The organism is Cytobacillus sp. BC1816, assembly GCF_051353635.1.
Lineage (GTDB): Bacteria > Bacillota > Bacilli > Bacillales > Cytobacillaceae > Cytobacillus > Cytobacillus oceanisediminis_C.
The window spans coordinates 480,001-502,633 of sequence record NZ_CP195611.1; the positions used below are offsets into that span (position 1 = coordinate 480,001).

The 22,633-nt window shown below is 42.8% G+C and carries 24 protein-coding genes, 20 tRNA genes, 2 rRNA genes and 2 riboswitches (1 of these 48 cut by a window edge); of the genes, 42 read left to right on the top strand and 4 right to left on the bottom strand.

All coding sequences use genetic code 11. From position 1 onward, the window contains the following. The 29 genes from ACR42H_RS02470 to ACR42H_RS02610 form a co-directional block, all read left to right on the top strand. Positions 1 to 424 (top strand): 23S ribosomal RNA (locus ACR42H_RS02470) (it extends 2,512 nt beyond the left edge of the window). Positions 425 to 627: 203 nt separating this feature from the next. Further along, positions 628 to 744 (top strand): 5S ribosomal RNA (gene rrf / locus ACR42H_RS02475). Between the two features lie 23 nt (positions 745 to 767). Beyond that, positions 768 to 842 (top strand) — tRNA-Glu (locus ACR42H_RS02480). Positions 843 to 846: 4 nt separating this feature from the next. Then, positions 847 to 922: transfer RNA gene (locus ACR42H_RS02485), tRNA-Val, on the top strand. Positions 923 to 959: 37 nt separating this feature from the next. Next, a tRNA-Lys gene (locus ACR42H_RS02490) sits at positions 960 to 1,035 on the top strand. 15 nt (positions 1,036 to 1,050) lie between these two features. After that, positions 1,051 to 1,135: transfer RNA gene (locus ACR42H_RS02495), tRNA-Leu, on the top strand. 6 nt (positions 1,136 to 1,141) lie between these two features. Further along, positions 1,142 to 1,216 (top strand) — tRNA-Gly (locus ACR42H_RS02500). Between the two features lie 7 nt (positions 1,217 to 1,223). Continuing rightward, positions 1,224 to 1,300, top strand: a tRNA-Arg gene (locus ACR42H_RS02505). Between the two features lie 5 nt (positions 1,301 to 1,305). Next, positions 1,306 to 1,382, top strand: a tRNA-Pro gene (locus ACR42H_RS02510). A 21-nt stretch (positions 1,383 to 1,403) separates the two neighbouring features. After that, positions 1,404 to 1,479: transfer RNA gene (locus tag ACR42H_RS02515), tRNA-Ala, on the top strand. Between the two features lie 18 nt (positions 1,480 to 1,497). Continuing rightward, a tRNA-Met gene (locus ACR42H_RS02520) sits at positions 1,498 to 1,574 on the top strand. Between the two features lie 15 nt (positions 1,575 to 1,589). After that, positions 1,590 to 1,682 (top strand) — tRNA-Ser (locus ACR42H_RS02525). Positions 1,683 to 1,818: 136 nt separating this feature from the next. After that, a tRNA-Met gene (locus ACR42H_RS02530) sits at positions 1,819 to 1,892 on the top strand. A 3-nt stretch (positions 1,893 to 1,895) separates the two neighbouring features. Beyond that, a tRNA-Asp gene (locus ACR42H_RS02535) sits at positions 1,896 to 1,972 on the top strand. Positions 1,973 to 1,997: 25 nt separating this feature from the next. Further along, positions 1,998 to 2,073 (top strand) — tRNA-Phe (locus ACR42H_RS02540). 22 nt (positions 2,074 to 2,095) lie between these two features. Further along, positions 2,096 to 2,179, top strand: a tRNA-Tyr gene (locus ACR42H_RS02545). Between the two features lie 7 nt (positions 2,180 to 2,186). Beyond that, positions 2,187 to 2,260, top strand: a tRNA-Trp gene (locus tag ACR42H_RS02550). Positions 2,261 to 2,271: 11 nt separating this feature from the next. Then, positions 2,272 to 2,347: transfer RNA gene (locus ACR42H_RS02555), tRNA-His, on the top strand. Between the two features lie 25 nt (positions 2,348 to 2,372). Continuing rightward, positions 2,373 to 2,447, top strand: a tRNA-Gln gene (locus ACR42H_RS02560). Positions 2,448 to 2,454: 7 nt separating this feature from the next. Further along, positions 2,455 to 2,528, top strand: a tRNA-Cys gene (locus ACR42H_RS02565). A 14-nt stretch (positions 2,529 to 2,542) separates the two neighbouring features. Beyond that, a tRNA-Gly gene (locus ACR42H_RS02570) sits at positions 2,543 to 2,616 on the top strand. 6 nt (positions 2,617 to 2,622) lie between these two features. Next, positions 2,623 to 2,699 (top strand) — tRNA-Ile (locus ACR42H_RS02575). Between the two features lie 578 nt (positions 2,700 to 3,277). Then, the gene (locus tag ACR42H_RS02580; RefSeq protein WP_134177280.1) at positions 3,278 to 3,418 is read left to right on the top strand and encodes a cytochrome c oxidase subunit 2A; all 141 of its coding nucleotides are present in this window, start codon (positions 3,278 to 3,280) and stop codon (positions 3,416 to 3,418) included. A gap of 12 nt (positions 3,419 to 3,430) precedes the next feature. Next, positions 3,431 to 3,895 (top strand): cytochrome c oxidase subunit II, encoded by a 465-nt coding sequence (locus ACR42H_RS02585; RefSeq protein WP_113884301.1) that lies wholly within the window; start codon positions 3,431 to 3,433, stop codon positions 3,893 to 3,895. Positions 3,896 to 3,908: 13 nt separating this feature from the next. Next, entirely contained in the window at positions 3,909 to 5,603 is a 1,695-nt protein-coding gene (locus tag ACR42H_RS02590; RefSeq protein ID WP_113884300.1) for a cbb3-type cytochrome c oxidase subunit I, read from the top strand. Positions 5,604 to 5,663: 60 nt separating this feature from the next. Then, positions 5,664 to 6,296: an SCO family protein gene (locus tag ACR42H_RS02595; RefSeq protein WP_113884299.1), complete on the top strand. Its 633-nt coding sequence runs from the start codon at positions 5,664 to 5,666 to the stop codon at positions 6,294 to 6,296. Further along, positions 6,293 to 6,853, top strand: coding sequence for a hypothetical protein (locus ACR42H_RS02600; protein ID WP_436374622.1), 561 nt, complete (start codon positions 6,293 to 6,295; stop codon positions 6,851 to 6,853). Before ACR42H_RS02595 ends, ACR42H_RS02600 begins: the two co-directional genes overlap by 4 nt. A 130-nt stretch (positions 6,854 to 6,983) precedes the next feature. Next, entirely contained in the window at positions 6,984 to 7,772 is a 789-nt protein-coding gene (locus tag ACR42H_RS02605) for a DUF2935 domain-containing protein (protein WP_436374623.1), read from the top strand. Positions 7,773 to 8,003: 231 nt separating this feature from the next. Beyond that, positions 8,004 to 8,873 (top strand): cation diffusion facilitator family transporter, encoded by an 870-nt coding sequence (locus ACR42H_RS02610; RefSeq protein WP_436374624.1) that lies wholly within the window; start codon positions 8,004 to 8,006, stop codon positions 8,871 to 8,873. A gap of 38 nt (positions 8,874 to 8,911) precedes the next feature. Here the strand turns inward: ACR42H_RS02610 and ACR42H_RS02615 are convergent, their stop codons facing one another. Next, positions 8,912 to 9,331 carry a hypothetical protein gene (locus ACR42H_RS02615; RefSeq protein WP_113884295.1) on the bottom strand — a complete coding sequence of 140 codons (420 nt, stop codon included), beginning with the start codon at positions 9,329 to 9,331 and terminating at the stop codon, positions 8,912 to 8,914. 266 nt (positions 9,332 to 9,597) lie between these two features. Between ACR42H_RS02615 and ACR42H_RS02620 the strand changes: the two genes are divergently transcribed. Next, entirely contained in the window at positions 9,598 to 10,824 is a 1,227-nt protein-coding gene (locus tag ACR42H_RS02620; RefSeq protein ID WP_436374625.1) for an MFS transporter, read from the top strand. A 116-nt stretch (positions 10,825 to 10,940) separates the two neighbouring features. After that, a complete protein-coding gene (locus ACR42H_RS02625) occupies positions 10,941 to 11,477 on the top strand; it encodes a DUF3267 domain-containing protein (RefSeq protein WP_436374626.1) in 537 nt (178 codons plus the stop codon). 358 nt (positions 11,478 to 11,835) lie between these two features. On the opposite strand, the gene ACR42H_RS02630 is transcribed toward ACR42H_RS02625, so the two are convergent. Next, the gene (locus tag ACR42H_RS02630; RefSeq protein WP_436376813.1) at positions 11,836 to 13,470 is read right to left on the bottom strand and encodes a bifunctional metallophosphatase/5'-nucleotidase; all 1,635 of its coding nucleotides are present in this window, start codon (positions 13,468 to 13,470) and stop codon (positions 11,836 to 11,838) included. Positions 13,471 to 13,608: 138 nt separating this feature from the next. Here ACR42H_RS02630 and ACR42H_RS02635 point away from each other — a divergent pair, with 138 nt between their 5' ends. From ACR42H_RS02635 to ACR42H_RS02670, 8 genes are all read left to right on the top strand, one after another. After that, the gene (locus ACR42H_RS02635; protein WP_113884290.1) at positions 13,609 to 13,893 is read left to right on the top strand and encodes a hypothetical protein; all 285 of its coding nucleotides are present in this window, start codon (positions 13,609 to 13,611) and stop codon (positions 13,891 to 13,893) included. A gap of 179 nt (positions 13,894 to 14,072) precedes the next feature. Further along, positions 14,073 to 14,187: riboswitch (TPP riboswitch) on the top strand. 129 nt (positions 14,188 to 14,316) lie between these two features. Beyond that, on the top strand, positions 14,317 to 16,101 hold the full coding sequence (gene thiC, locus ACR42H_RS02640) for a phosphomethylpyrimidine synthase ThiC (RefSeq protein WP_436374627.1): 1,785 nt from the start codon (positions 14,317 to 14,319) through the stop codon (positions 16,099 to 16,101). Positions 16,102 to 16,125: 24 nt separating this feature from the next. Then, positions 16,126 to 16,236, top strand: a riboswitch (TPP riboswitch). An 88-nt stretch (positions 16,237 to 16,324) separates the two neighbouring features. Then, complete coding sequence (gene tenI, locus ACR42H_RS02645) at positions 16,325 to 16,933, top strand: thiazole tautomerase TenI (protein WP_436374628.1); 609 nt, start codon at positions 16,325 to 16,327, stop codon at positions 16,931 to 16,933. Continuing rightward, positions 16,933 to 18,072 carry a glycine oxidase ThiO gene (thiO, locus tag ACR42H_RS02650; protein WP_436376815.1) on the top strand — a complete coding sequence of 380 codons (1,140 nt, stop codon included), beginning with the start codon at positions 16,933 to 16,935 and terminating at the stop codon, positions 18,070 to 18,072. Before tenI ends, thiO begins: the two co-directional genes overlap by 1 nt. Beyond that, positions 18,069 to 18,272, top strand: coding sequence for a sulfur carrier protein ThiS (gene thiS / locus ACR42H_RS02655; protein WP_113884286.1), 204 nt, complete (start codon positions 18,069 to 18,071; stop codon positions 18,270 to 18,272). The genes thiO and thiS overlap by 4 nt, the downstream gene beginning before the upstream one ends. Before the next feature lies 1 nt (position 18,273). After that, positions 18,274 to 19,041: a thiazole synthase gene (locus ACR42H_RS02660; protein ID WP_436374629.1), complete on the top strand. Its 768-nt coding sequence runs from the start codon at positions 18,274 to 18,276 to the stop codon at positions 19,039 to 19,041. Next, on the top strand, positions 19,038 to 20,057 hold the full coding sequence (locus ACR42H_RS02665; protein ID WP_436374630.1) for a MoeB/ThiF family adenylyltransferase: 1,020 nt from the start codon (positions 19,038 to 19,040) through the stop codon (positions 20,055 to 20,057). The genes ACR42H_RS02660 and ACR42H_RS02665 overlap by 4 nt, the downstream gene beginning before the upstream one ends. Positions 20,058 to 20,184: 127 nt before the next feature. Then, entirely contained in the window at positions 20,185 to 20,688 is a 504-nt protein-coding gene (locus tag ACR42H_RS02670) for a VOC family protein (protein ID WP_436374631.1), read from the top strand. Between the two features lie 50 nt (positions 20,689 to 20,738). On the opposite strand, the gene ACR42H_RS02675 is transcribed toward ACR42H_RS02670, so the two are convergent. Beyond that, positions 20,739 to 21,116: a VOC family protein gene (locus tag ACR42H_RS02675; protein ID WP_436374632.1), complete on the bottom strand. Its 378-nt coding sequence runs from the start codon at positions 21,114 to 21,116 to the stop codon at positions 20,739 to 20,741. Between the two features lie 134 nt (positions 21,117 to 21,250). On the opposite strand from ACR42H_RS02675, the gene ACR42H_RS02680 reads away from it, so the two are divergent. After that, positions 21,251 to 21,610 carry a hypothetical protein gene (locus ACR42H_RS02680; RefSeq protein WP_113884281.1) on the top strand — a complete coding sequence of 120 codons (360 nt, stop codon included), beginning with the start codon at positions 21,251 to 21,253 and terminating at the stop codon, positions 21,608 to 21,610. Positions 21,611 to 21,635: 25 nt separating this feature from the next. Here the strand turns inward: ACR42H_RS02680 and ACR42H_RS02685 are convergent, their stop codons facing one another. Continuing rightward, the gene (locus tag ACR42H_RS02685; protein WP_436374633.1) at positions 21,636 to 21,767 is read right to left on the bottom strand and encodes a hypothetical protein; all 132 of its coding nucleotides are present in this window, start codon (positions 21,765 to 21,767) and stop codon (positions 21,636 to 21,638) included. Between the two features lie 221 nt (positions 21,768 to 21,988). Here ACR42H_RS02685 and ACR42H_RS02690 point away from each other — a divergent pair, with 221 nt between their 5' ends. Both ACR42H_RS02690 and ACR42H_RS02695 read left to right on the top strand, forming a co-directional pair. Beyond that, positions 21,989 to 22,192: a helix-turn-helix transcriptional regulator gene (locus ACR42H_RS02690; RefSeq protein ID WP_113884279.1), complete on the top strand. Its 204-nt coding sequence runs from the start codon at positions 21,989 to 21,991 to the stop codon at positions 22,190 to 22,192. Between the two features lie 67 nt (positions 22,193 to 22,259). Then, complete coding sequence (locus ACR42H_RS02695; protein ID WP_113884318.1) at positions 22,260 to 22,586, top strand: permease; 327 nt, start codon at positions 22,260 to 22,262, stop codon at positions 22,584 to 22,586. Positions 22,587 to 22,633 lie beyond the last annotated feature (47 nt).

A 22,633-nucleotide genomic window follows, 5' to 3' on the forward strand; every position in this document is an offset into this window, starting at 1 on the left:
CATCGACGGGGAGGTTTGGCACCTCGATGTCGGCTCATCGCATCCTGGGGCTGTAGTCGGTCCCAAGGGTTGGGCTGTTCGCCCATTAAAGCGGTACGCGAGCTGGGTTCAGAACGTCGTGAGACAGTTCGGTCCCTATCCGTCGTGGGCGCAGGAAATTTGAGAGGAGCTGTCCTTAGTACGAGAGGACCGGGATGGACGCACCGCTGGTGTACCAGTTGTCTTGCCAAAGGCATCGCTGGGTAGCTATGTGCGGAAGGGATAAGTGCTGAAAGCATCTAAGCATGAAGCCCCCCTCGAGATGAGATTTCCCATAGCGTCAAGCTAGTAAGATCCCTGAAAGATGATCAGGTTGATAGGTCAGAGGTGGAAGCGTGGCGACATGTGGAGCTGACTGATACTAATCGATCGAGGACTTAACCAAAACGAAAAGCGGAGGCGACTGTTCAACTTCGAGAGACGTTGGAGAGCCGGCTATTCAAATCCTGGTTTTGGGATTTGGAGGGACGGATCGAAACGGCCGAGAAGTTAGGAGCCGAAGCTAGACAAGTCATTGGTGAATTCTCGGCATATGCTTCTTCATGCATTATCTAGTTTTGAGGGAACGAAGTTTCTTCAACCAAATAGTCCGGTGGCGATAGCGAGAAGGTCACACCCGTTCCCATACCGAACACGGAAGTTAAGCTTCTCAGCGCCGATGGTAGTTGGGGGCTGTCCCCCTGTGAGAGTAGGACGCTGCCGGGCACCCTAATTGGGTAATTTTATATGGCCCCTTGGTCAAGCGGTTAAGACACCGCCCTTTCACGGCGGTAACACGGGTTCGAATCCCGTAGGGGTCACCATTTTGGAGGATTAGCTCAGCTGGGAGAGCATCTGCCTTACAAGCAGAGGGTCGGCGGTTCGATCCCGTCATCCTCCACCATAACTTTTGAACGAGCGATTTGCTCTTCTAAAGGTATGAGCCATTAGCTCAGTCGGTAGAGCATCTGACTTTTAATCAGAGGGTCGAAGGTTCGAGTCCTTCATGGCTCACCATTTTAATTTCATATTGCGGGTGTGGCGGAATTGGCAGACGCACCAGACTTAGGATCTGGCGCCGCAAGGCGTGGGGGTTCGACTCCCTTCACCCGCACCATTTTAAGCGGAAGTAGTTCAGTGGTAGAACATCACCTTGCCAAGGTGGGGGTCGCGGGTTCGAATCCCGTCTTCCGCTCCATTATTTTGCGCCCGTAGCTCAATTGGATAGAGCGTTTGACTACGGATCAAAAGGTTAGGGGTTCGACTCCTCTCGGGCGCGCCATATTACGGGGAGTAGCTCAGCTTGGTAGAGCACTTGGTTTGGGACCAAGGGGTCGCAGGTTCGAATCCTGTCTTCCCGACCAGCGACACTTCTTTTATTACATGGGGCCTTAGCTCAGCTGGGAGAGCGCCTGCTTTGCACGCAGGAGGTCAGCGGTTCGATCCCGCTAGGCTCCACCATAAATATTTAGTCATAATGGCGGTGTAGCTCAGCTGGCTAGAGCGTACGGTTCATACCCGTGAGGTCGGGGGTTCGATCCCCTCCGCCGCTACCAATATGCTTATTTTTCGGAGGAATACCCAAGTCAGGCTGAAGGGATCGGTCTTGAAAACCGACAGGCGGGTCAAACCGCGCAGGGGTTCGAATCCCCTTTCCTCCTCCAGATTTTATTTAATAATACTATCGCGGGGTGGAGCACGCCCGAATAATCTTTCTGAAATCGGGGCGGTACTTCATTGAATAAGCTGCGAGATGAAATGCTAGATGTGAGCATGGAAAAATCACATAAATAATACTATCGCGGGGTGGAGCAGTCCGGTAGCTCGTCGGGCTCATAACCCGAAGGTCGCAGGTTCAAATCCTGCCCCCGCAATCTGGTCCGGTAGTTCAGTTGGTTAGAATGCCTGCCTGTCACGCAGGAGGTCGCGGGTTCGAGTCCCGTCCGGACCGCCATTTTTACAAAAAGTAAATAATATGTGGCTCAGTAGCTCAGTCGGTAGAGCAAAGGACTGAAAATCCTTGTGTCGGCGGTTCGATTCCGTCCTGAGCCACCATTTCCTTAGTCTTTTCAGACTTGGAGGGGTAGCGAAGTGGCTAAACGCGGCGGACTGTAAATCCGCTCCTTCGGGTTCGGCAGTTCGAATCTGCCCCCCTCCACCATTTATATAGGGGTATAGTTTAATGGTAAAACGAAGGTCTCCAAAACCTTTGATGTGGGTTCGATTCCTGCTACCCCTGCCAGTAGGATAGTGGCGGTTGTGGCGAAGTGGTTAACGCATCGGATTGTGGCTCCGACATTCGTGGGTTCGATTCCCATCAATCGCCCCATTATTCTTTTAGACAGCATTATTATTGGGCTATAGCCAAGCGGTAAGGCACCGGACTTTGACTCCGTCACTCGCAGGTTCGAATCCTGCTAGCCCAGCCATTTTTAAGGCAGCATAGCCAAGTGGTAAGGCAGAGGTCTGCAAAACCTCCATCCCCGGTTCAAATCCGGGTGTTGCCTCCAACTGATAATCATATGCGGGTGTAGTTTAGTGGTAAAACCTCAGCCTTCCAAGCTGATGATGAGGGTTCGATTCCCTTCACCCGCTCCAACATATGGGCCTATAGCTCAGCTGGTTAGAGCGCACGCCTGATAAGCGTGAGGTCGATGGTTCGAGTCCATTTAGGCCCACCATTATACATACCATTTTCAAACTAATTCCAATAGGGATTGGTTTTTTTGTTTATAGAAACTTTTCTTGAAATGGTTATGGGATACCTATTTAAAAGCTTCTGTTCCCAAATCTTTGTATCAATCAATATGTATAAAGCCTGTCTCTTAGAGAGACAGGTTTTTTTAAAATAAAGAAAAGTAGATGATGGAGTTTCGTTTAAATTTCTTCCTGTAAGTTAGGAAGTTTGAATGCAAGGGAACGAAAGAGGATTAATCATTCCTAAGACAACGGGAAAGGGGATATAAGTGACAAAAAGTCTAATTGTACCTAAAGAAGAAAAGCGAATATGAAGAAGCGAGATCTTAAGACTCCCCATTAGCATGGGGTTATTCGTGAGTAGATCTTTTGTGAACTATTTGTGAATCGTCATGCTTGCCAGTATAGAATTCAATGGAGGAAAACCTTGATATTACTGTGTTTTTGCTTATATCTCAGCATCTTTGCCTGCGAATATATGAAAAAAGTGTGATTCATTTCACTTTTATGAAAACCCTTCTCAACTATGATGTAGGTAACAAAGCTAAGGAGCTGATAGAAGGTGGAAACGCGAAAAGTGGTCCAGAGCAGTTCAAAGGAACATAACTCTCTAAGGGGTACGTTCTTTTCAGTTACAGTTGTGGGGCTTGGGATCTTTGTTACTTATTTAATTGTGTATGGCCTGTACATGACCAGATTATAGGGGGGATATAAAATGATGCATCGGTCGGAGAAGATATGGCTGATATTAAGCTTTGGAATGATTATTGGATTCATGCTGATTACGGGCTATCAGACATTCGCCCTGGAGATGGGGCCGCCAAGCTATGGAGAGCGAATTGATCCTCAAAAAGTGGATGAAACAGCGCCATTCGATAATCCCGGGATTAAAAAGGTAGGCGAGAAAGAGTATGAAGTAGTCATGACCCTTCAGGTATTCAGCTTTACCCCAAATGAAATTGAAGTTCCTGCAGGATCAACGGTTCATTTTACTATGACATCAAAAGATGTCGTGCATGGCTTTCAGGTTGCTGACACGAACTTAAATGCAATGGTTGTGCCTGGCTATGTACAAAAGATCACTCAGAAATTTGATAAGCCGGGTGAATATTTGGTTCTTTGCAATGAGTACTGCGGTGCAGGCCATCAGATGATGAGTACTACCATTACGGTGAAATAAAGGGGGGATAACAGTGGAAACAGTTATTAAGCAAACGGGAAAAACACAAGCTTTTAAGGATAAAGCAAATAAAGTTATGGGAATTAGCCTGGAGGATGCAAAAATAACGAAATCATATTTATCTGTTGCTTTTTTAGCCATCCTGCTGGGCGGAATACTTGGACTTTTGCAAGGACTGAACCGGGCTGGAATGCTGGAATTGCCGGCATGGCTGAACTATTATCAGGTTCTTACAGCTCACGGTCTGCTGCTGGTAGTCGTTCTTTCGGCTTTCTTCACAATTGGTTACTTCTATGCTGGATTATCGCATACTCTGGGAGGACTGCTTCCTAAGGTAAGAAAGATGGCCTGGATTGGCTTCTGGATGAAGATTTTCGGATTTGTCCTAGCTGTGATTCCGATTTTAATGAATGAAGCATCTGTTATGTATACTTTCTATCCGCCAATGGCTGCTTCACCCATTTTCTATATCGGCTTAGTCTTCATTGTATTGGGTGTATGGATGTGCGCCTTTGGTGCATTTATTAATGTGGCTAGCTGGCGAAAGAGGAATCCCGGCCAGCATATCCCTATTCTTTCTTTCTTTGCAACCGGTGTATTTGTTCTCTTATTTTTTGGAAGCATACCTGTAGCCATTGAGGTTTTTACCATTATCCCTTGGGCTTTTGGATGGGTGGAGACAATAAATGTCATGGTTGCACGCACGCTGTTCTGGGCGTTCGGCCATACGCTGGTAAACATCTGGTATTTAACGGCGGTCTCTGCCTGGTATGTTATAGTACCGAAGATTATTGGCGGCCGAAGATGGAATGACCTTTTAACAAGGATTGTGGTTATTGCACTAGTAATTATGAATATTACCGGCGGCTTCCATCATCAGATTATTGATCCTGGTATTTCTGAACCTGTGAAATACATGCATGTGTTTATGAGTTTGGCAATTGGTTTCCCTTCATTAATGACTGCTTATGCTATGTTTGCCGTATTTGAGCGTACAGCGAGAAAGAAAGGCGGAAGAGGTCTTATCGGCTGGTATAAGAAACTTCCTTGGGGAGATGTTCGATTCCTCGCACCATTTATCGCGATGGCTGCTTTTATTCCTGCCGGAGCGGGAGGAATAGTACAAAGCACAAACCAATTGAACCAGGTAGTTCATAACACAATGTGGATTGTCGGTCATTTCCACTTAACACTTGGCATGTCTGTCGTCATGACGTTCTTCGGTATCAGCTACTGGCTTATTCCTTATGTATCAAAAAGAATGCTGACACCGCAGATCAATAAACTTGGGGTTATACAAACGATCATATGGACGCTCGGTATGATCATCATGTCCGGTGCGATGCACTGGGTGGGTCTGCTGGGTTCTCCAAGAAGAACTTCCTATTCAACATACTTTGACAATGCAACTGCTTTAAGCTGGGATCCTTATCTGTTCTTCCTGGCTATCGGTGGTACCCTTCTGATGATCGGTGTACTTATGCAGGTATATGCTGTATTCTACCTCATGTTCTTTGCGCCAAAAGGAAACACAGAATTCCCTGTTGCGGATGTAGAAGAGGATGAAGCGCCAACACCTAGATGGACAGAGCGCTGGGGGTTATGGATTGTGTGTATGATTGTCCTTGTCGGCATGGCTTATGTCATTCCATTGGTCGATTTTATTGTCAATGCTCCTCCAGGTTCACCTCCTTATAAAACCTGGTAAGGAAAGAGAGATAGCTCGGGTGCTGGGCTGTCTCTTTCTTTTAAAAGGAAGTGATGAATCATGTTTCCAAAAAATAAAACGGCACTTTCAAGCTTGGTTGTACTGGTGTTTGGCGTGATCCTTTTTTACATTGGCACAGATGGCTTTCAGGCTTTTACTGCTGAAACAGCCAGGGTTAATCAGTTAATGGATGAAAAGCCCAAGTTCCCGGATGTAACGCTTGAAGATAATAACGGGAAGACCTATTCTTTCACAGAATTTGAAGGGAAGTATGTGTTTATTACCTTTTTATATACTTCATGCGGTACTGTTTGTCCTGAACTGGAGGTTAATATGTCTGAAGTATATAAACGGATTCCAGAAAAGTATATTGGCCAAGATATTCAATTCCTGAGCATTAGTTTTGATCCAAAGCGGGATACTCCCAAAACATTGGAAACTTACCGCAAGGCTTTTGGCAGTGACGGAGAAACGTGGAGAATGGCGAGGATACCGAAACAGATGGAGCTTGAATCTCTGCTTGATCGATTTGGCGTCATTGTCATTCCAGATGAATACGGCAATTTTGCCCATAACTCTGCCTTTTATCTGGTGAATCCAAAAGGACAGTTAGTTGAAGTCATGGATTACACCTTAATTGAAGAAGCGGCTGAACGGATAACGGAGATTCTGGAGAGCGGAGGGGAAGAATGATGAAGTCATCAGTTTACGGATTACTCCTGCTGCTTGTATTGATGCTTCCGCCTGCAGCTGATTTTCTGGAGTCCATCATGATTACCCATATGCATATGCAAATGCCTTTACTGGTGATCTCTGGTATATTCATGGCAAAGTTCTTTCAGAATCGCTTCACGGAATTTTTCTCAAAATGGAATGAAAACGGAGTGCCGGGTATATTGCTGTTTTCAATCATTCTGGTGTATTGGTCTCTGCCAAGGACAATGGATGAAGCATTGACGCTTACGAGTGTGGAAGTCTTTAAATTTATCTCACTTCCATTTTTGGGCGGTGTGCCATTGCGGGACAGCTGGCCAAAGCTAAGTTCATTTTGGAAGCATGCTCTCATTATTTTCTTTACTATCTTATTTTTAGCTCTAGGATGGCTATACATCTGGTCCCCTGTACAGCTTTGCAATAACTATTTGGTCATCGAGCAGATTACGCTGGGTTGGGGTTTTATTTCAACTGCGTTTGCAATGGTTATTTACTTGATTTATAGCTATTTTATGGATTTTTCTAAATATGAGTAAAAGAATGACTGCTGCCTTCTTGGGAGCAGTTTTTACATTTATCAGCTGGTTTATCTGCTTCAATAAAAGAATAATGGCAGAAAATCATAAATATATATGAGAAGGAGTGAGTAATTGGGGAGGGGAAAACATGGCGAATCCAATAGTCGTTAGATCGCTGGATGAAATTAAATTTTGGTCCAGGATTATGAAAGAACATGCACTATTTTTAAGTTTAGGGTTTACCTATGAACAGAAACAATTAATTGCCGAAGCACAGCAATTTATCGCTTTATTTGAAAGAATCGAGGAAAAGCTGGCCAGATTTACAATCAACTCAGAACTTAGCCAGGTTCAGGCATTTAATAATGAGGTTTATCAAGCAGCTGCTGCCATCTGGAGCTATAAGAGGAAAGTGCTGGGGCTGACATTAAGATGCGAAATCCGTTCAAATAATTTTCCTTTATTGATTGACCATATCAGCAGAGAAGCTGCATACTTTGCAAATCGATTAAAAGACCTCAACTCAGGGATACTCGCACCAAAACCGGAAGCTATTATAGAAGAAAATGTCTTCTTTTTAAGGATCATGGCTGACCATGCTAAGTTTATTGGCCATTTACTGGATCCTTCGGAAAGAAAGCTGGTAGAACAGGCAAGAGAGTTTAGCCATGATTTCGATCAATTGGTCTTTCAAGCTGTTGATCTTGACTCTATGCAGCCTGAATCAGAAACGAAACCAATACTTAGCCATTTTTTAAATGAGAATAAAGTATCAGTTGCTTCATTAAGGGATTTCAAGAAAACAGCCAGAGAATTAATAGAGGCCTGTCGGATCAAAAGCAATATTCATCCTCTTCTGGCTGATCATACGTTTAGAGAAGCTGAGAGATTTTTGGAAATTATTGATTTGTTTGAGACGAGTCTTAAGAAGGCTTAGATTTGCTTGGAAGATGGGCTGTTTCTTTCAGGCTGTACAAATTCTGTTTCTTCTATATGTACATTAAGATGATTCAAATCAAGCCAGCCTATTATGGGGCTGGCTTGAATTTTCACTAGTGCAACTTAATTGCATTTTGCTTATTTATTTAATAAAAGACAAAAAGATTGCTCTAGACCCACCCGAATTCCGCTTGGTAATATAATCAAGGGTAAATTAGGAGGCTGGGGCATGGAAGAGGAAAAGTATTATAACCTTAAGTTAGGCGAACGTGCTGCTTTTATTAGTATTGCAGCTTATATATGTCTTTCTGTACTAAAATTAACAATTGGATATGTGAGTGACTCTGCTGCTTTGAAAGCAGATGGGTTGAATAATACAACAGATATAATCGCTTCAATTGCAGTGCTTATAGGGCTTAGGATTTCTCAGCGTCCGCCGGATAAAAATCATGGGTATGGCCATTGGAAGAGTGAGACCATTGCTTCCATGGTAGCTTCCTTCATAATGGCTGCAGTAGGTCTTCAAGTTCTGCTAAATGCTGTTTCATCCATGTTTGATGGAGTTAATGAATCTCCTGATATTTTTGCGGCATATACCGGAGTTATTTCTGGAGCTGCAATGTACTTTGTATACCGATACAATAAAAATTTAGCTATGAAAATTAACAGCAAGGCCGTAATGGCAGCGGCAAAGGACAATATTTCAGACGCATGGGTGAGTATAGGCACTGCCGTCGGAATTTTTGGTTCGCAGCTGAACATGCCATGGCTTGATCCATTAACAGCCGTTTTTGTCGGGTTTTTAATATGCAAAACGGCTTGGGATATTTTTGTACAAGCCTCCCATGAACTATCTGATGGATTTGATGAAAAAAAGATTAAGCATTATCAGGATGTCATCAAAAATGTAGACGGGGTAAAAGGCATTAAAGATATTAAAGGCAGAAGCTATGGAAACAATGAAGTGATTGATGTGGTTATTCTGGTTAATTCCAAGCTTGATATTAAGGAAGCCCATGATATTGCGACACATGTGGAGAAAGTAATGATGAAGGATTATGGGGTTTATGATGTTCACGTCCATGTGGAACCGAATTAAAAAAGAAATGCGTCTCTTGATGAGGCGCATTTCTTTTTCTAGCTGAACATTTTATCCAATTCCCGTAAATGATCATAGGCATTTACCAGTTGTTCCGGTACTATTTTTCTTCCAAAATCCCAGGAGTTTTTTTCAATTTCAGACATGAGCTGTTCTTTCTCGTCATCTTCTCCGTACATTAGCGTTCTTATATCATGTTTGTTTTTCTTGAAGTCCAGATAATACCCGATTTCATGGAATAGCATTAATTTAACCAGGTTCTCATCTGTTTCTTTTATTTTAAAATTAATTTTTGCTATGTAGCCGTTCACTTTCAGGTAGTTAAACTTAATTGTATTTGTTGAAACGTTGTAGCTCATGGGTGCAGTAAGTGTATTGCAGAACTCATAGTTAATATCCAATTGGAACCCATCCAAGGTGTTTTTTATAATCTTTTCGATATCCCATATGTAAAGCACGTATTCTGTTGATCTCCTTTCTTTTAATAGTTTAAGTTGATTATACAGACATTAAGGAAAATCGTGATATGTTTTTCTGAAAATAGGAACAAGCTACCATGATCTATATTGTTTTTCAGAATGGAAAACATATAACTGAGCTGGCTGCTGCATGCATTTTTAATATGTTAAGCTAAATGATAGATTTTTAATATTAGATTAAGAGCTTAACTTTATAGAAATCATGCTGGTTTGCAACGAAAATTCTTTTAGATAGGGGTTTAGTGATGAATCGTTCATTTTACGCTCTTCTAGTAAGCCAGACAGCAGCGAATCTTGGGTTTGCCCTGTACACGATGGCTGTGGTGCTGCATTTGTATAATGAAACAGGGAGCACAGCACTTTCTGCAGCCGTCACATTGGTTAGTGTCATATCGAGAATGATCAGCAATATACTGCTTCCATCCATTTCGGATAGATTTCAGCCAATAAATCTATTGAAGTTTTCCCAGATAAGCCAGATCGTTCTGATTGCTGGATTAATGATGTTACTCTCGCAGCAATTGACGGATTTTATGTTAATGGCTATTTTCTTTGTGTTGGCCCTTATATCCTTTTTTAATGGCATTTTCTCACCTATTAAAATATCCATGGTAAAAGCTGTTATTCCTAAAAAGCAAAGAGTCAAAGCGAATAGCCTGCTCTCAAGTGTTGACCAGACTTTCTTGTTTGCAGGGTGGACTTTTGGTGGTATCCTGTTAGCTTTCCTTGGCAAACAATTCACATTGATCATTACGATCATTCTACTTTTTATTTCTCTTCTAAGCTTGTTTTTGATAAAAATAAGCCAATCACCTGCTGTGAACTCAAACTTCCGAATGCTGTCCAGTCTAATGGCTGGCTGGAAATTGCTCTTCCAGGATAAAGGGCTTCGAGTACTGATCATAATGGATTTAATAGAAGCTTGGGCAGGAACGATTTGGATTGGTGCGGTTACGTTAACCTATGTGGAGGATGCCCTTGGAAAGGGGGAGTCCTGGTGGGGCTATATCAACGGAGGATATTACTTAGGCACTATTGCTGGAGGAATCCTCATTTACCGGCTTTCTTATTTACTGCAAGGCCGTTTGATTATTTTTATGCTGATTGGCTCCAGTGCTTTCGGGATTCTTACTTTGGGGTATGGTTTTATATCGAATCCTTTCTTAGCGCTGCTATTTGTAATATTGATGGGACCTTCCTATCAGCTGCGGGATCTTGCACAAACCACTATGTATCAAAATAGTGCAGATGAAACAATGCTCACGAAAATTCTTGCTGCTAAATCTGTCTTAAACGAATTGATTTTCGTTGTCTCCATTTTGGGCATAGGGGTCTTAACTGATCTAATCGGTGTCCGGTTTATTTACATTTTATCAGGAATATTATTAATCATTTCGTCCATCTTTGGTTTTATTCAGCTGAAGCTTCAAGGTAAAGGTAATGCATTAGAAGCTGGCAGTTTGGAGGGCTAAAGGCAATGGGGAGAGCAATAAAGGATATAAGCTGACGGCAATGGCCATTTTTTGAAACTTTGCTGTTTGTGATCCGTAAATATAGGTAATCGACTAATTCCTCGCGGGGTGAAAATTTGCAAAATAAAAAACAAACGGTTGTTTTCATTTCAATGATGAAATTGCAGGTTTATTTATTCATTGCAACGATTGCGCTGGTATTTGGAGTGCTCTTTTTACATGCCGTAATTTATGGCGGAGGCGAAATGTCTTTTGATCTTATAGGTATGCTATTATTTTTAGCTGGTATGGTCGTTATAGTTATTTTGCATGAAGTCATCCATTTGGCAGGTTTTCGCTATATTGGCGGTGTCCCATGGAGTGAAATGTCCTGGGGAGTCAATTTGAAATTGGGTGTGGCCTATGCCCATGCCAAACAGCCAGTGACGGTTCAGCAAATGAAAAAGGTTTTAATGCTGCCATTCATTCCGACAGGTTTATTGCCCCTTGTTCTTGGAATGGTACTGAATATGCCTGGCTTATCGATATTAGGGGCGATATTGACAGTTGGGTGTTTTGGAGACCTTGTTTTGTATAAAAAGCTCTTAAAATTTCCAAATGATGCTCTGGTCATTGACCATCCGACTAAGCCGCAATTTACAGTGTATGAATAGGCTGCAATTCCATATGTTTAAGAACTTTTATGTTTGTTGTCCCACCCAATAAATAGTTGGGTGAAAAAAAAGGCAACCAGGGCCGCCAGTGATGATATTAGGAGGTTTCTCATTGAATCCAGTCCATAAAGCTGGATCCCTATCAATTTGGATGTATTTGTACACAATCTCCAGTTTTCAAAAACAATGGCTGTCTTATGAAAAAATGGAAAAAAGACGCCGAACAGCATGAGAAAATAAATATACTTTTTCATTATCCTATTCCTTTCTTTCTAATCCTAATAGAAGGATATGATGTCGATCCTGCTATTAGTATTAAATGGATAAGAAAAAAGGACAGTCGCCGAGCTGTCCTTTTTCAGTCTATTCTCTTTATGCGTCCATCAATCGCGGAGCTGAATGGCTGTGCTGAATTCTGTATATAGTCCACTAGTGCATCTATATCACTTGGGCCGGTCACTCTGTTTGTTCCTTTTCGGAATCCTGTAAAATTGTCTCCTCCATCAGCGAGATAGGTATTTACAGTGACCGAATAGTTTTTGTTCGGCTCAAGTAATGTTCCGTCAGACAGATATATATCATTTATTTTTTCACCTCTAGGCTTGCTGTCATCCCAAGTATAAGTGAGTCCAGAGATCTGAAGAATTCTAGTTGTATTTGGCTGCCATTGCTGATTGAGGACATCACGAATTTGGCTGCCTGTCAGGTTCATTTTGACAAGCTGATTGCTGAAGGGAAGGGCGACATATAAGTTTCCCCATGTAACACGGCCAGCGTCAATGTCTGCCCGGATTCCTCCTGGATTGATGAAAGCGAAATCTGTTTCCATCACTGCCCGCTGGGAATCGGCAATAAGATTGCCCAGGGCTGATTCACCGCTTCTGTTTTGTTCGGCTGTGATTGAAATTGCGGCAGTGCCGATATATCTGTTCACAGTGGATTCTACTTTTCTTTCATAGCGCTCGATCATCCTGGTTATGTCGCTTGCGGGCTGGATATTCTCTTGAAAAACATTCACAATTTCAGCGTGCTTGTGGACAATATCCTTTGTCTGGGGATCTATTTCTATATCTACATCAGAAAAGGCAGTGCCATATGAATAGGCCTGTACAAGAAGCTTTCCATCCACCACACTGTTCAGATAGTCATGACTATGGCCTCCGAACATAATATCCACTTCGTCATCCACCTGATGGGCCAACTCTATTAACTGGCCTCTTGCATGCTCTCCATTTGATTTTGATTTTCCAGGGACATGCGCCAGTACCACAATGGCTCTTACTCCTTGTTTTTTAAGTTCCCGGACATACTTGTTGATGGCTTCAGCTTCATCGGTGAAAATCAGATCTTTCACACTGTTAGGCGCGGAAATAGCCGGTGTTTCTTTCGTGATGACTCCGATAAATCCAATTGGGATCCCGCTGACATTTACTATTTTATATGGAGGAAGGAAGGGCTTGCCTGACTTTTGGCTGATGACATTGGCTGCAATCCAAGGGAAATGGGATCCGGAATAATCTTTTGCTGCTGAAGGGATGCTGCCGCTTAGCAGACGAAGCAGTTCATCAGATCCTCGATCAAATTCATGATTGCCGATCGTGCCGATATCAAACCCCATCTTATTCAAAAATTCAATAGTCGGTTCATCCCGCAGAAGAGCGGATACTGGTGGACTGGCTCCAATCATGTCTCCAGCATGAAGTAAAATGGTGTTTTCATTTTCAGAAGCACGCTGCCGCAAATAGGCAGCGAGGTAATCAGCGCGTCCTGCAGGTCTGCCGTTAACCTGCCGAGTGACATTCAGCTGCCCATGGAAATCATTAATGCCCAGCAATTGAATTTGCTTGTATGGTGCTTCTGTACGTTCTTCAACATGGCCGTGATATTCTTCAGAAAGGCCCTGCTGATCCCATTGTTCTTTTACTGCAGCCTGTCCGCTGTATAGAGGCATTCCCAGGAAGCTAAATAATATAAGGGAGAAAAGTACTTTCATCATTCATCCTCCAGTAATTGTGGCAGGGATAGTATTTGCAGATATTAGGGATTTAATCGGCTGATGGGAAAAGTTTGGCCACCTGCCAAAAGGGTAAGGTCTTAAAGAACATGATACTGCAAAAGGAGATGACAATACATGAATGATAAGAAGCTATGGCTATCAATTCCATTGAGTGCAGGATTATTGTTGGCAGGATGCGGAACGGATGAACAGGATCCGCCTCCGGAAACGGAAGATGTGGAATTGGAAGATAATCAGATGGAAGAAAACAATAATGAAGATAGTGAAATGCAGGATCCTGGCACATCAGAAGAATCTGATATGGAGGAGCCCGGCATGAATGAAGAATCACCACAAGATGAAGAGAGTATGGATGAAAGTGATATGGATATGAATGATGAGGAGTCTGACGGGAATTAACCTGCATAAGTCGCGGAAAACGTCTGCGGCTGATTTGATGTACATTCAGAAGAAAAAAACTGAATTAAGGAAAACGAGGTTAGGAGCAGAATAAAGGCAAAATTTTTCGTCTGACAGAATTCTGAAAAAAATTCCTTTCATTTGTTTCCGCTATTCTGTATACTAGAATTGAATTTAATAGCAATAACTAGGGGTGCCCAATAGCTTGGGCTGAGAAAGAAACGCGCTAAAGTTTCTTGACTCTTTGGACCTGATCTGGATCATACCAGCGTGGGGAAGTTAGAATGTGCAAAAGAGTTTTTTTGTGCAAAGACATCTGCGTTTAAGCCGGTCCATCTTTATGTGGACCGGCTTTTTTACATATCTGGCACTTCCTTGGTTCCAGGTCTCGTCCTTACATTTTTAATTAGGGAGAGATGATCAATGACTGCAAGTTCTTTAAATCATGAGAGTATTTCTATTATGTCGAGCTTTACTGGCAGCAAAAAAGTATATGTGGAGGGATCCAGGACTGATATAAAGGTTCCGGTGCGAGAGATAGAATTAAGCCCCACTGCCGGAACGTTTGGTGAAGAAGTCAATGAGCCGGTTCGTGTATATGATACGAGTGGACCTTATACCGATCCTCAGTATACGGCAGATCTAAAAAAAGGGCTTCCTGCATTAAGAAGAAAGTGGATTCATGAACGCGGAGATGTTGAAGAGTACGAAGGTCGAAAAGTGAAGCCCGAGGATAATGGGTTTCGCGACAAAAATGATTCGCGTGCCAATCATAAAGTCTTTCCCGGCTTAAACCGCAAGCCATTGAGAGCGGAAAAAGGGAAGAATGTCACCCAGTTACACTATGCAAAAAAGGGGATCATAACCCCTGAGATGGAGTTTATAGCCATTCGGGAAAATATGGAACCGGAATTTGTGCGGTCTGAAGTAGCAAGAGGACGGGCGATTATTCCTTCCAATATCAATCACCCTGAGACAGAGCCAATGATTATCGGAAGGAATTTTCATGTGAAAATTAATGCGAACATTGGAAACTCGGCTGTTTCATCCTCTATTGAAGAAGAGGTAGAGAAAATGACCTGGGCTACCCGATGGGGAGCAGATACAATTATGGATCTGTCTACAGGCAAAAATATTCATACTACACGCGAATGGATTATTAGAAACTCCGCCGTTCCGGTCGGTACTGTTCCCATTTATCAGGCACTTGAAAAGGTTAATGGCATTGCCGAGGATCTTACGTGGGAAGTATACAGGGATACCTTAATTGAACAAGCAGAGCAGGGGGTTGACTACTTTACGATTCATGCAGGTGTCCTTTTGAGGTATGTTCCGCTGTCGGCAAAGCGCTTGACCGGAATTGTGTCGAGGGGCGGATCCATTATGGCCCAATGGTGCCTGCATCATCATAAAGAGAACTTTTTATATACACACTTTGAAGAAATCTGCGAGATCATGAAAGCTTATGATGTGGCCTTCTCCCTGGGGGATGGACTGCGGCCGGGATCGATTGCAGATGCAAATGACGAGGCTCAGTTTGCGGAGCTTGAAACACTTGGGGAATTGACGAAGATTGCTTGGGAACATGATGTACAGGTAATGGTCGAGGGACCTGGCCATGTTCCAATGCACTTAATCAAAGAGAATATGGATAAACAATTGGACATCTGTAAAGAAGCACCATTCTACACACTTGGACCCCTTACGACTGATATAGCTCCGGGATATGACCATATTACCTCTGCAATCGGGGCTGCCATGATAGGCTGGTATGGGACTGCAATGCTTTGCTATGTTACCCCAAAAGAACATTTGGGTTTGCCGAATAGAGACGATGTCCGCGAGGGTGTCATCACGTATAAAATTGCCGCGCATGCTGCAGATCTGGCAAAGGGACATCCTGGAGCGCAAAAAAGGGATGATGCCCTGTCAAAGGCACGTTTTGAATTCCGCTGGAGAGATCAATTCAATCTCTCATTGGATCCTGAGCGCGCTTTGGAATTCCATGATGAAACCCTGCCTGCTGAAGGGGCAAAAACCGCTCATTTCTGTTCCATGTGCGGGCCGAAATTTTGCAGTATGAGAATTTCCCAAGATATCCGGAATTATGCAAAAGAGCATAAGCTTGAAACCGACGAAGCGATACAGAAGGGACTGGAAGAAAAAGCTGAGGAATTTAATAAGGCCGGGGGAAACATTTATCAGTAATCTTTTTATAGTTTAATAGAAATTTATATCCGCTGGGGGTGCCTGTTGGCAGGCTGAGATTAAAGCAAATACTTTAAGACCCTTGGAACCTGATCTGGTATGAATACCAGCGTAGGGAAGTGGAGTATCAGGTCTATATTCCAGGGCCTCATACCCCCACTTTCTATTTTGAAGGTGGTTTTTTATTTACAGAAAATCTAAAAATAGCTTGGGAGCATCGGCTATGAAAAAACAGCTGCATGTTATATCAGATGGAAAGCTTTCTCTAGAGGTTTTTGCTGAGATAGCAGGTAAAGTGGCACCCTTTGCAGACAAGTTCCACTTAAGGGAAAAAAATCGAACCTCAAGGGAGCTATATGAAGGGGTTGAGCTGCTTTGTAATGAAGGAATCCCCATTCATAAAATTGTAATCAATGATCGGGTGGATGTTGCATGGACATGTAAAACAGGTGTTCATCTTGCTTTTCACAGCCTTCCAGTCCATGTTGTCAAAACGCATTTTCTGGATATGCCCATCGGATGTTCTGTACATTCTCTTGAAGAAGCAGAAGAGGCTGCAAAACAGGGGGCTGATTATGTCCTGTTTGGGCACATATTTAGAACCGATTCCAAGAAGGGAGTTCCGCCAAGGGGCACTGGGTCACTTCAGGCTCTTAAAAAGGCAGTAGAAATTCCGGTATTGGCAATTGGAGGCATTAAACCAGAAAAAGTCCCAGAGGTTTTGGAGGCAGGGGCAGATGGCATTGCTGTAATGTCAGGGATATTGCAGGCAAAGGACCCTGTAGAGGCAGCGAAGCTCTTTTCAAATAAGTTAAATGCGGAGGGGAAATGATGAGGAAAATATTTGATGCCCTTATAGTTGGTGGTGGCATTAATGGAAGTTCCATTGCTTTTCAACTGGCTAAAAGAGGGTGTAAAGTGGCCGTTTTGGATAAGGGAAAAATAGCCGGAAAGGCTTCCGGAGCGGCAGCTGGAATTTTAGGAGCCCAAACGGAACTGACAGAAGACGGTCCGCTATTCCAGCTGGCATGCAAAAGCCGATCTATGTACCAGAGCCTGATTCCTGAACTGGAAGATTTATCACAAGTGCACATCGGCTATCAAAATAAGGGTGTATATAAAGTGGCTGCTAATAAAGAAGAGGAGCTGGTATTAAAAAGATTGATAGAAAGCCAGCAAAAAGCGGATGAGCAGGCCGAATGGTTTTCGATTGATGACCTGATCAAACGTGAACCATTCGTATCAAACAAATTGAGGGGGGCCATGTATATACCGAATGACGGACAGGTCCAGGCATATGAATTGTCCCTTGCCTTTGCAAAAGCTTCAATAACCCTTGGCGCAGAAATATATGAGTATACACATGTATCAGATTTTATTTTAAAAGATAAAAAGGTTTATGGAGTCAGAACCGGCCTGGGAGAACTTCTGGCAGATTCCGTTATTGTTGCATCTGGGGCCTGGAGCAGGGAGATTCTTGAAAGAACGGGCCTTTCGCTGCCCATTATTCCGGTTAAAGGCGAGTGCTTCTCAGTCAAGATTGAAAAACCGCTTGTACAGGGAACGATCTTTTCCCACGGATGCTATATCGTTCCAAAGCAATCTGGGAGGTTGGTAGTTGGAGCGACGGTTAAGATAAATTCATTTGATGAGAAGGTGACCTTTGGGGGGATATCCTTGCTGATGGAAAAGGCTCAAAACCTGGTTCCGGAAATCGCGCATGCAGAATGGGAAGGCGCCTGGACAGGAATTCGTCCGCAATCGGCTGATGGGCTGCCTTTTTTGGGGCAACATCCAGCCTGTGAAGGGTTATACATTGCAGCTGGGCATTTTCGGAATGGCATCCTCCTTGCCCCGGCAACAGGAGAGCTGATGGCAGACATCCTCGAAGGCAAAACGGAGCAGCCTAACCCATTTGAGCTATCCCGCCTTGAATGTTTAGTCCATTCGTCAAAAGGGGTGCTTTTATGAATGTTGTCATTAACGGAGATGCTATGGTGCTGCCGGAAACAGTTAATTCTGTTTCACGTCTGCTCGAGCACTTTAATTTGGAGCAAAAGGTAGTCATTGTCGAACTAAATCAGCATATTTTGGATAAATCCATGCATGCTGAAACCATACTGACAGATGGGGATCGAATCGAAATTGTACACTTTGTAGGAGGCGGATGATTTGTTGAAAATTGGACCATATGAATTTAACTCTCGGCTGCTGCTAGGAACAGGAAAATATCCAAACTTTGATGTGCAAAGGGAAGCTGTAGAAGCTTCGGAAACAGAGGTGCTTACGTTTGCTGTACGCCGTATGAACATTTTTGAAGCGAACCAGCCCAACTTTTTGGAAAAGCTGGATTTACAGAAATATAAATTACTCCCTAATACAGCAGGAGCAAGTACAGCTGAGGAGGCCGTCCGAATAGCAAGGCTATCCAAAGCTTCCGGGCTCTGCGACATGATCAAGGTTGAGGTTATTGGATGCAGCAAAACGCTTCTTCCCGATCCAATAGAAACGATAAAAGCAGCGGAAATTCTATTAGACGAGGGATTTATTGTTCTTCCCTATACTTCTGATGATGTCGTGCTTGCCCGAAAACTTGAAGAACTAGGCTGCCATGCGGTCATGCCATGTGCTTCGCCAATTGGCTCAGGGCAGGGAGTCATTAATCCTATTAATCTTCAATTTATTACTGAACAGGCTACTGTGCCGATTATTGTGGATGCTGGAATTGGGAGCCCGGCAGATGCGGCATTGGCAATGGAGCTTGGAGCAGATGGGGTGTTATTAAATACGGCAGTCTCCTCTGCCGATGATCCTGTAAAAATGGCAAAAGCAATGAAACTCGCCATTGAAGCAGGGAGGCTGGGCTATGAAGCAGGCCGAATGCCCAAAAAACGTTATGCATCAGCAAGCAGTCCGGCGGAAGGAATGGTTTTTAGTTGAATGAGCGATACTCCCGCCAGATGTTATTTCCTCCGATTGGCAAAGAAGGACAGAAAAAGCTGAGGGAAAAACACGCCTTGATTGTAGGGGCTGGTGCATTAGGGGCGGCAAATGCAGAAACCCTCACAAGGGCTGGTGTCGGTAAATTAACTATTGCCGATCGAGATTATGTGGAGTGGAGCAACCTGCAGCGCCAGCAGCTTTATTGTGAAGGAGATGCTGTTCGAAAAACGCCAAAAGCGATAGCAGCGGCTAACCGCCTAAAAGCCATCAATTCAGAGGTGGAAGTTATCGCCCGTATTATGGATGTAGGAATACAGGAAATTGAAGAGTTGATTGAGGGTGTTGATTTAATCATTGACTCAACGGATAATTTTGACATTCGCTTTCTGGTCAATGATATATCTCAGAAGCACCGGATTCCCTGGATATATGGAGGCTGTGTGGGGAGCTATGGTTTAAGCTATACCATCTTGCCTGGAGTGTCACCGTGCCTGAATTGCCTGATGGACAAATTGCCATTGGGGGGGACTACCTGCGATACGGCTGGTGTTATTCAGCCGGCTATTCAAATGGTTGCGGCTCACCAGTCTGCTGAGGCATTAAAGATATTAGCAGAAGACTTTGAATCCTTACGCGGGACACTTGTTTCTTTTGATGTATGGAAAAATCATTTTAGTTCTGTTAATGTTTCTTCCTTAAAGAATCCGCATTGCTTAACGTGCGGGACTAATCCAGTTTATCCGTTCCTGGATTATAGAAATCAGACAAAAACAGCACTGCTTTGCGGAAGGGATACCGTTCAAATCCGGCCTTCAGCCCTTCAAGATGTGGATGTTGCTTATCTGGAAAAATCCCTGGTCTCTCAAGGTATCAATGTAGAGAGCAACCCTTATTTGCTCTCATTTAAGATCAATCAGGCCAGAGTGGTTGTATTTAAGGATGGAAGAGTGCTGGTACACGGGGTAAGAGACATTCTCCAGGCCAAGAACCTGTATCATCGTTTCCTGGGATAATGAGTTTTGCCTGTCGCTAAGAGTGACAGGCTCTATTGACTAATAGACAAATAGTAAGTACTTTAAATATCAAACTCGAAATTAGGCTAAAATGAAGGTGAAGAGCATCTAAACAGGAGTTGATAGCATGAAACAGAAAATCCAAAAAATCACACCAAACTTATGGTTTAATACAGAAGCTGAAGAGGCAGCAAACTTTTATACATCGATTTTTAAGAACTCAGCTATCAGCAAGATAACCCGCTATGGAAATGAAAGACACGAACTTAGCGGCATGACAGAGGGAAAGGTTATGACTGTGAAATTCCAGCTGGAAGGACAGGAGTTTACTGCTCTGAATGGCGGGCCAAAATTTAGGTTTAATGAGGCTATATCATTTATAGTCAATTGTGAGAATCAAGAAGAAATAGACTACTATTGGGAAAAGCTCTGTGAAGGCGGGGACATGAAGGCACAGGCTTGCGGCTGGCTTAAGGATCAGTTTGGCGTATCCTGGCAAATCGTACCTGCAGATTTAAGCGAAATGATCAGCAGCCATGATTCTGAAAAAACTGAGCGAGTAATGAAGGCATTGCTCCAAATGGAGAAAAAGATTGATTTGAATTCTTTGAAGAAAGCATTTGAAGGCTAAGCGAAAAAAGACCTGTTCACTCTGCATTTGAAGGACAGGTCTTCTTAGAATTACTTATCCTCTCTCAATAAGTAGTTGTTTCCATCCTGGTCTTTAAACGTAAACATAGTTCCAAAAGGCATTTTTAGCATATCTTCAACTTCCACGCCATTTTGTTTCATTTGTTCATAGGCAGCTTCAATATCAGATGTGCTGAAAAGGATGGATGGGTGGGCAATTGCAGATGGGTTTTGCTGTTCCATGGCTGCCTTTGAATAAAGAACTAAAGTTGTAAATTCTTCATTGCTTGGACCAACTTCAATCCAGGCAGCATTTGGTCCCATAGGCTGTTCGAGCTTTAGAACAAACCCCATTTTATTCAGCCAAAAATCTTTTGCCTGTTCCTGGTCTTCAACGTATACTGTGATTTTTCCAATTTTATTGATCATAGCTAAGTTCTCCTTTTTATATAATAAGGATTTTATCAGTCCATTGCGGCAAAAACAATTTCAGTATGGAAAGGTTCGCGTGAATTTACTCCTAATTGGAGATAATTACTGTAAACATTGAGAGGAGAGGGGTTATGAACATAGATTCCATACGTTTTACCGATCCTCCTGTCCATCATCAATTTCCGCCGTTATATGAGAATTTGGGTCTTCCCGAGGTTTCTTCCTTTATTGAGCAAAAATATGATTTTGATTTTACTGCAGGAAAAACAAAAAGAACTGGGCATGGAAGCATTCGAATGTATAAGCAATATGGAGAGCTCAAGGTGATAATCTCTGAAAAATTGACCGGATTCGGACCAAAAAGGCTTGAAAAGCTTGCGAGTATGCTGATGGAAGAGGTTAAAGAACGATTTATCAGCAATATAGAAGCTGAAACTAAAACAAGAAAGGTATACCACATGCATTTTGGCCGTAATGACAGGGGGAAATAGGGACAGTTTAACTGTCCCAAATGGCTTACTTGGTGTTGTCTCTTTGAGCTTTTAAAGCGACTCTTTCAAGACCATTTTCTCTGTCATCCGCAAATTCTGTATTTTTTGGAAGTGCATTATTCTTATGATTTGATTGGTTCTTTTTGTTCTTTTCCATGATTTTCACCCCCTTTATTTTCATTAAGGCATGTCCGTTTTTAGTTTGCATTCTTTTTATGAGGCTATGCCTTAAGTTTTTCGGACACTCAGGGAAATAAAAAAATTAAAACATAGAGAAGTACTTTGGTATGTATGCTGTATTTTTCTGTTAATGATGTAAAGTTTACTTGACGTTAAAGAAACTTTACATTAACCTGTACTTTGGGTGAGGTGAACGAATTGAAAAATAATTTAGTCGAGTTTCGCAAAAGGCATGGCTTTTCACAGGATAGGCTGGCGGCTAAACTTGGGGTCTCCAGGCAGACAGTAATATCCATAGAGAAGGGCAAGTATTATCCCTCCCTCCCGCTCGCATTCGAATTGGCAAGAACATTTAGTACCACAATTGAAGAATTATTTATTTATGAAGGAAAAAAAGATTAAGGGGGGAGCCGGATTGAAGGATCGGTATCAGATTACATTTCTCATTTTAGGATTATTCTTTTTGGCGATGAGCGGTTTTATCGTCTATGCAGGGGTTATGGCTGATTCTGCCCCGCCGTCCGAGTCATATATCATGATTGGAATGGCGGTAATGTGTTTTTGCTTAAGCTATTTGTATCCTCAATTTAAACAGAAAGATGAGCGGATGAAGCTGATCAGGGAAAAAGGGATGTTTGTCTCTTTTTTTGCCATGATGATGTATTTAATTGCATTTAACCTGGGGCTGAAACTGGATCTAATTTTATTAACGGCAAGTGAAGCCGTTAATATTTTATCGACTTTGCTGATTTGTACCGTGTTTTTATCTTTTGTTATTTATTCGAGGATTTATTGATAAAAGATGGCATTCACAGAACTCAAAAATATCAATCAAACGTTTGA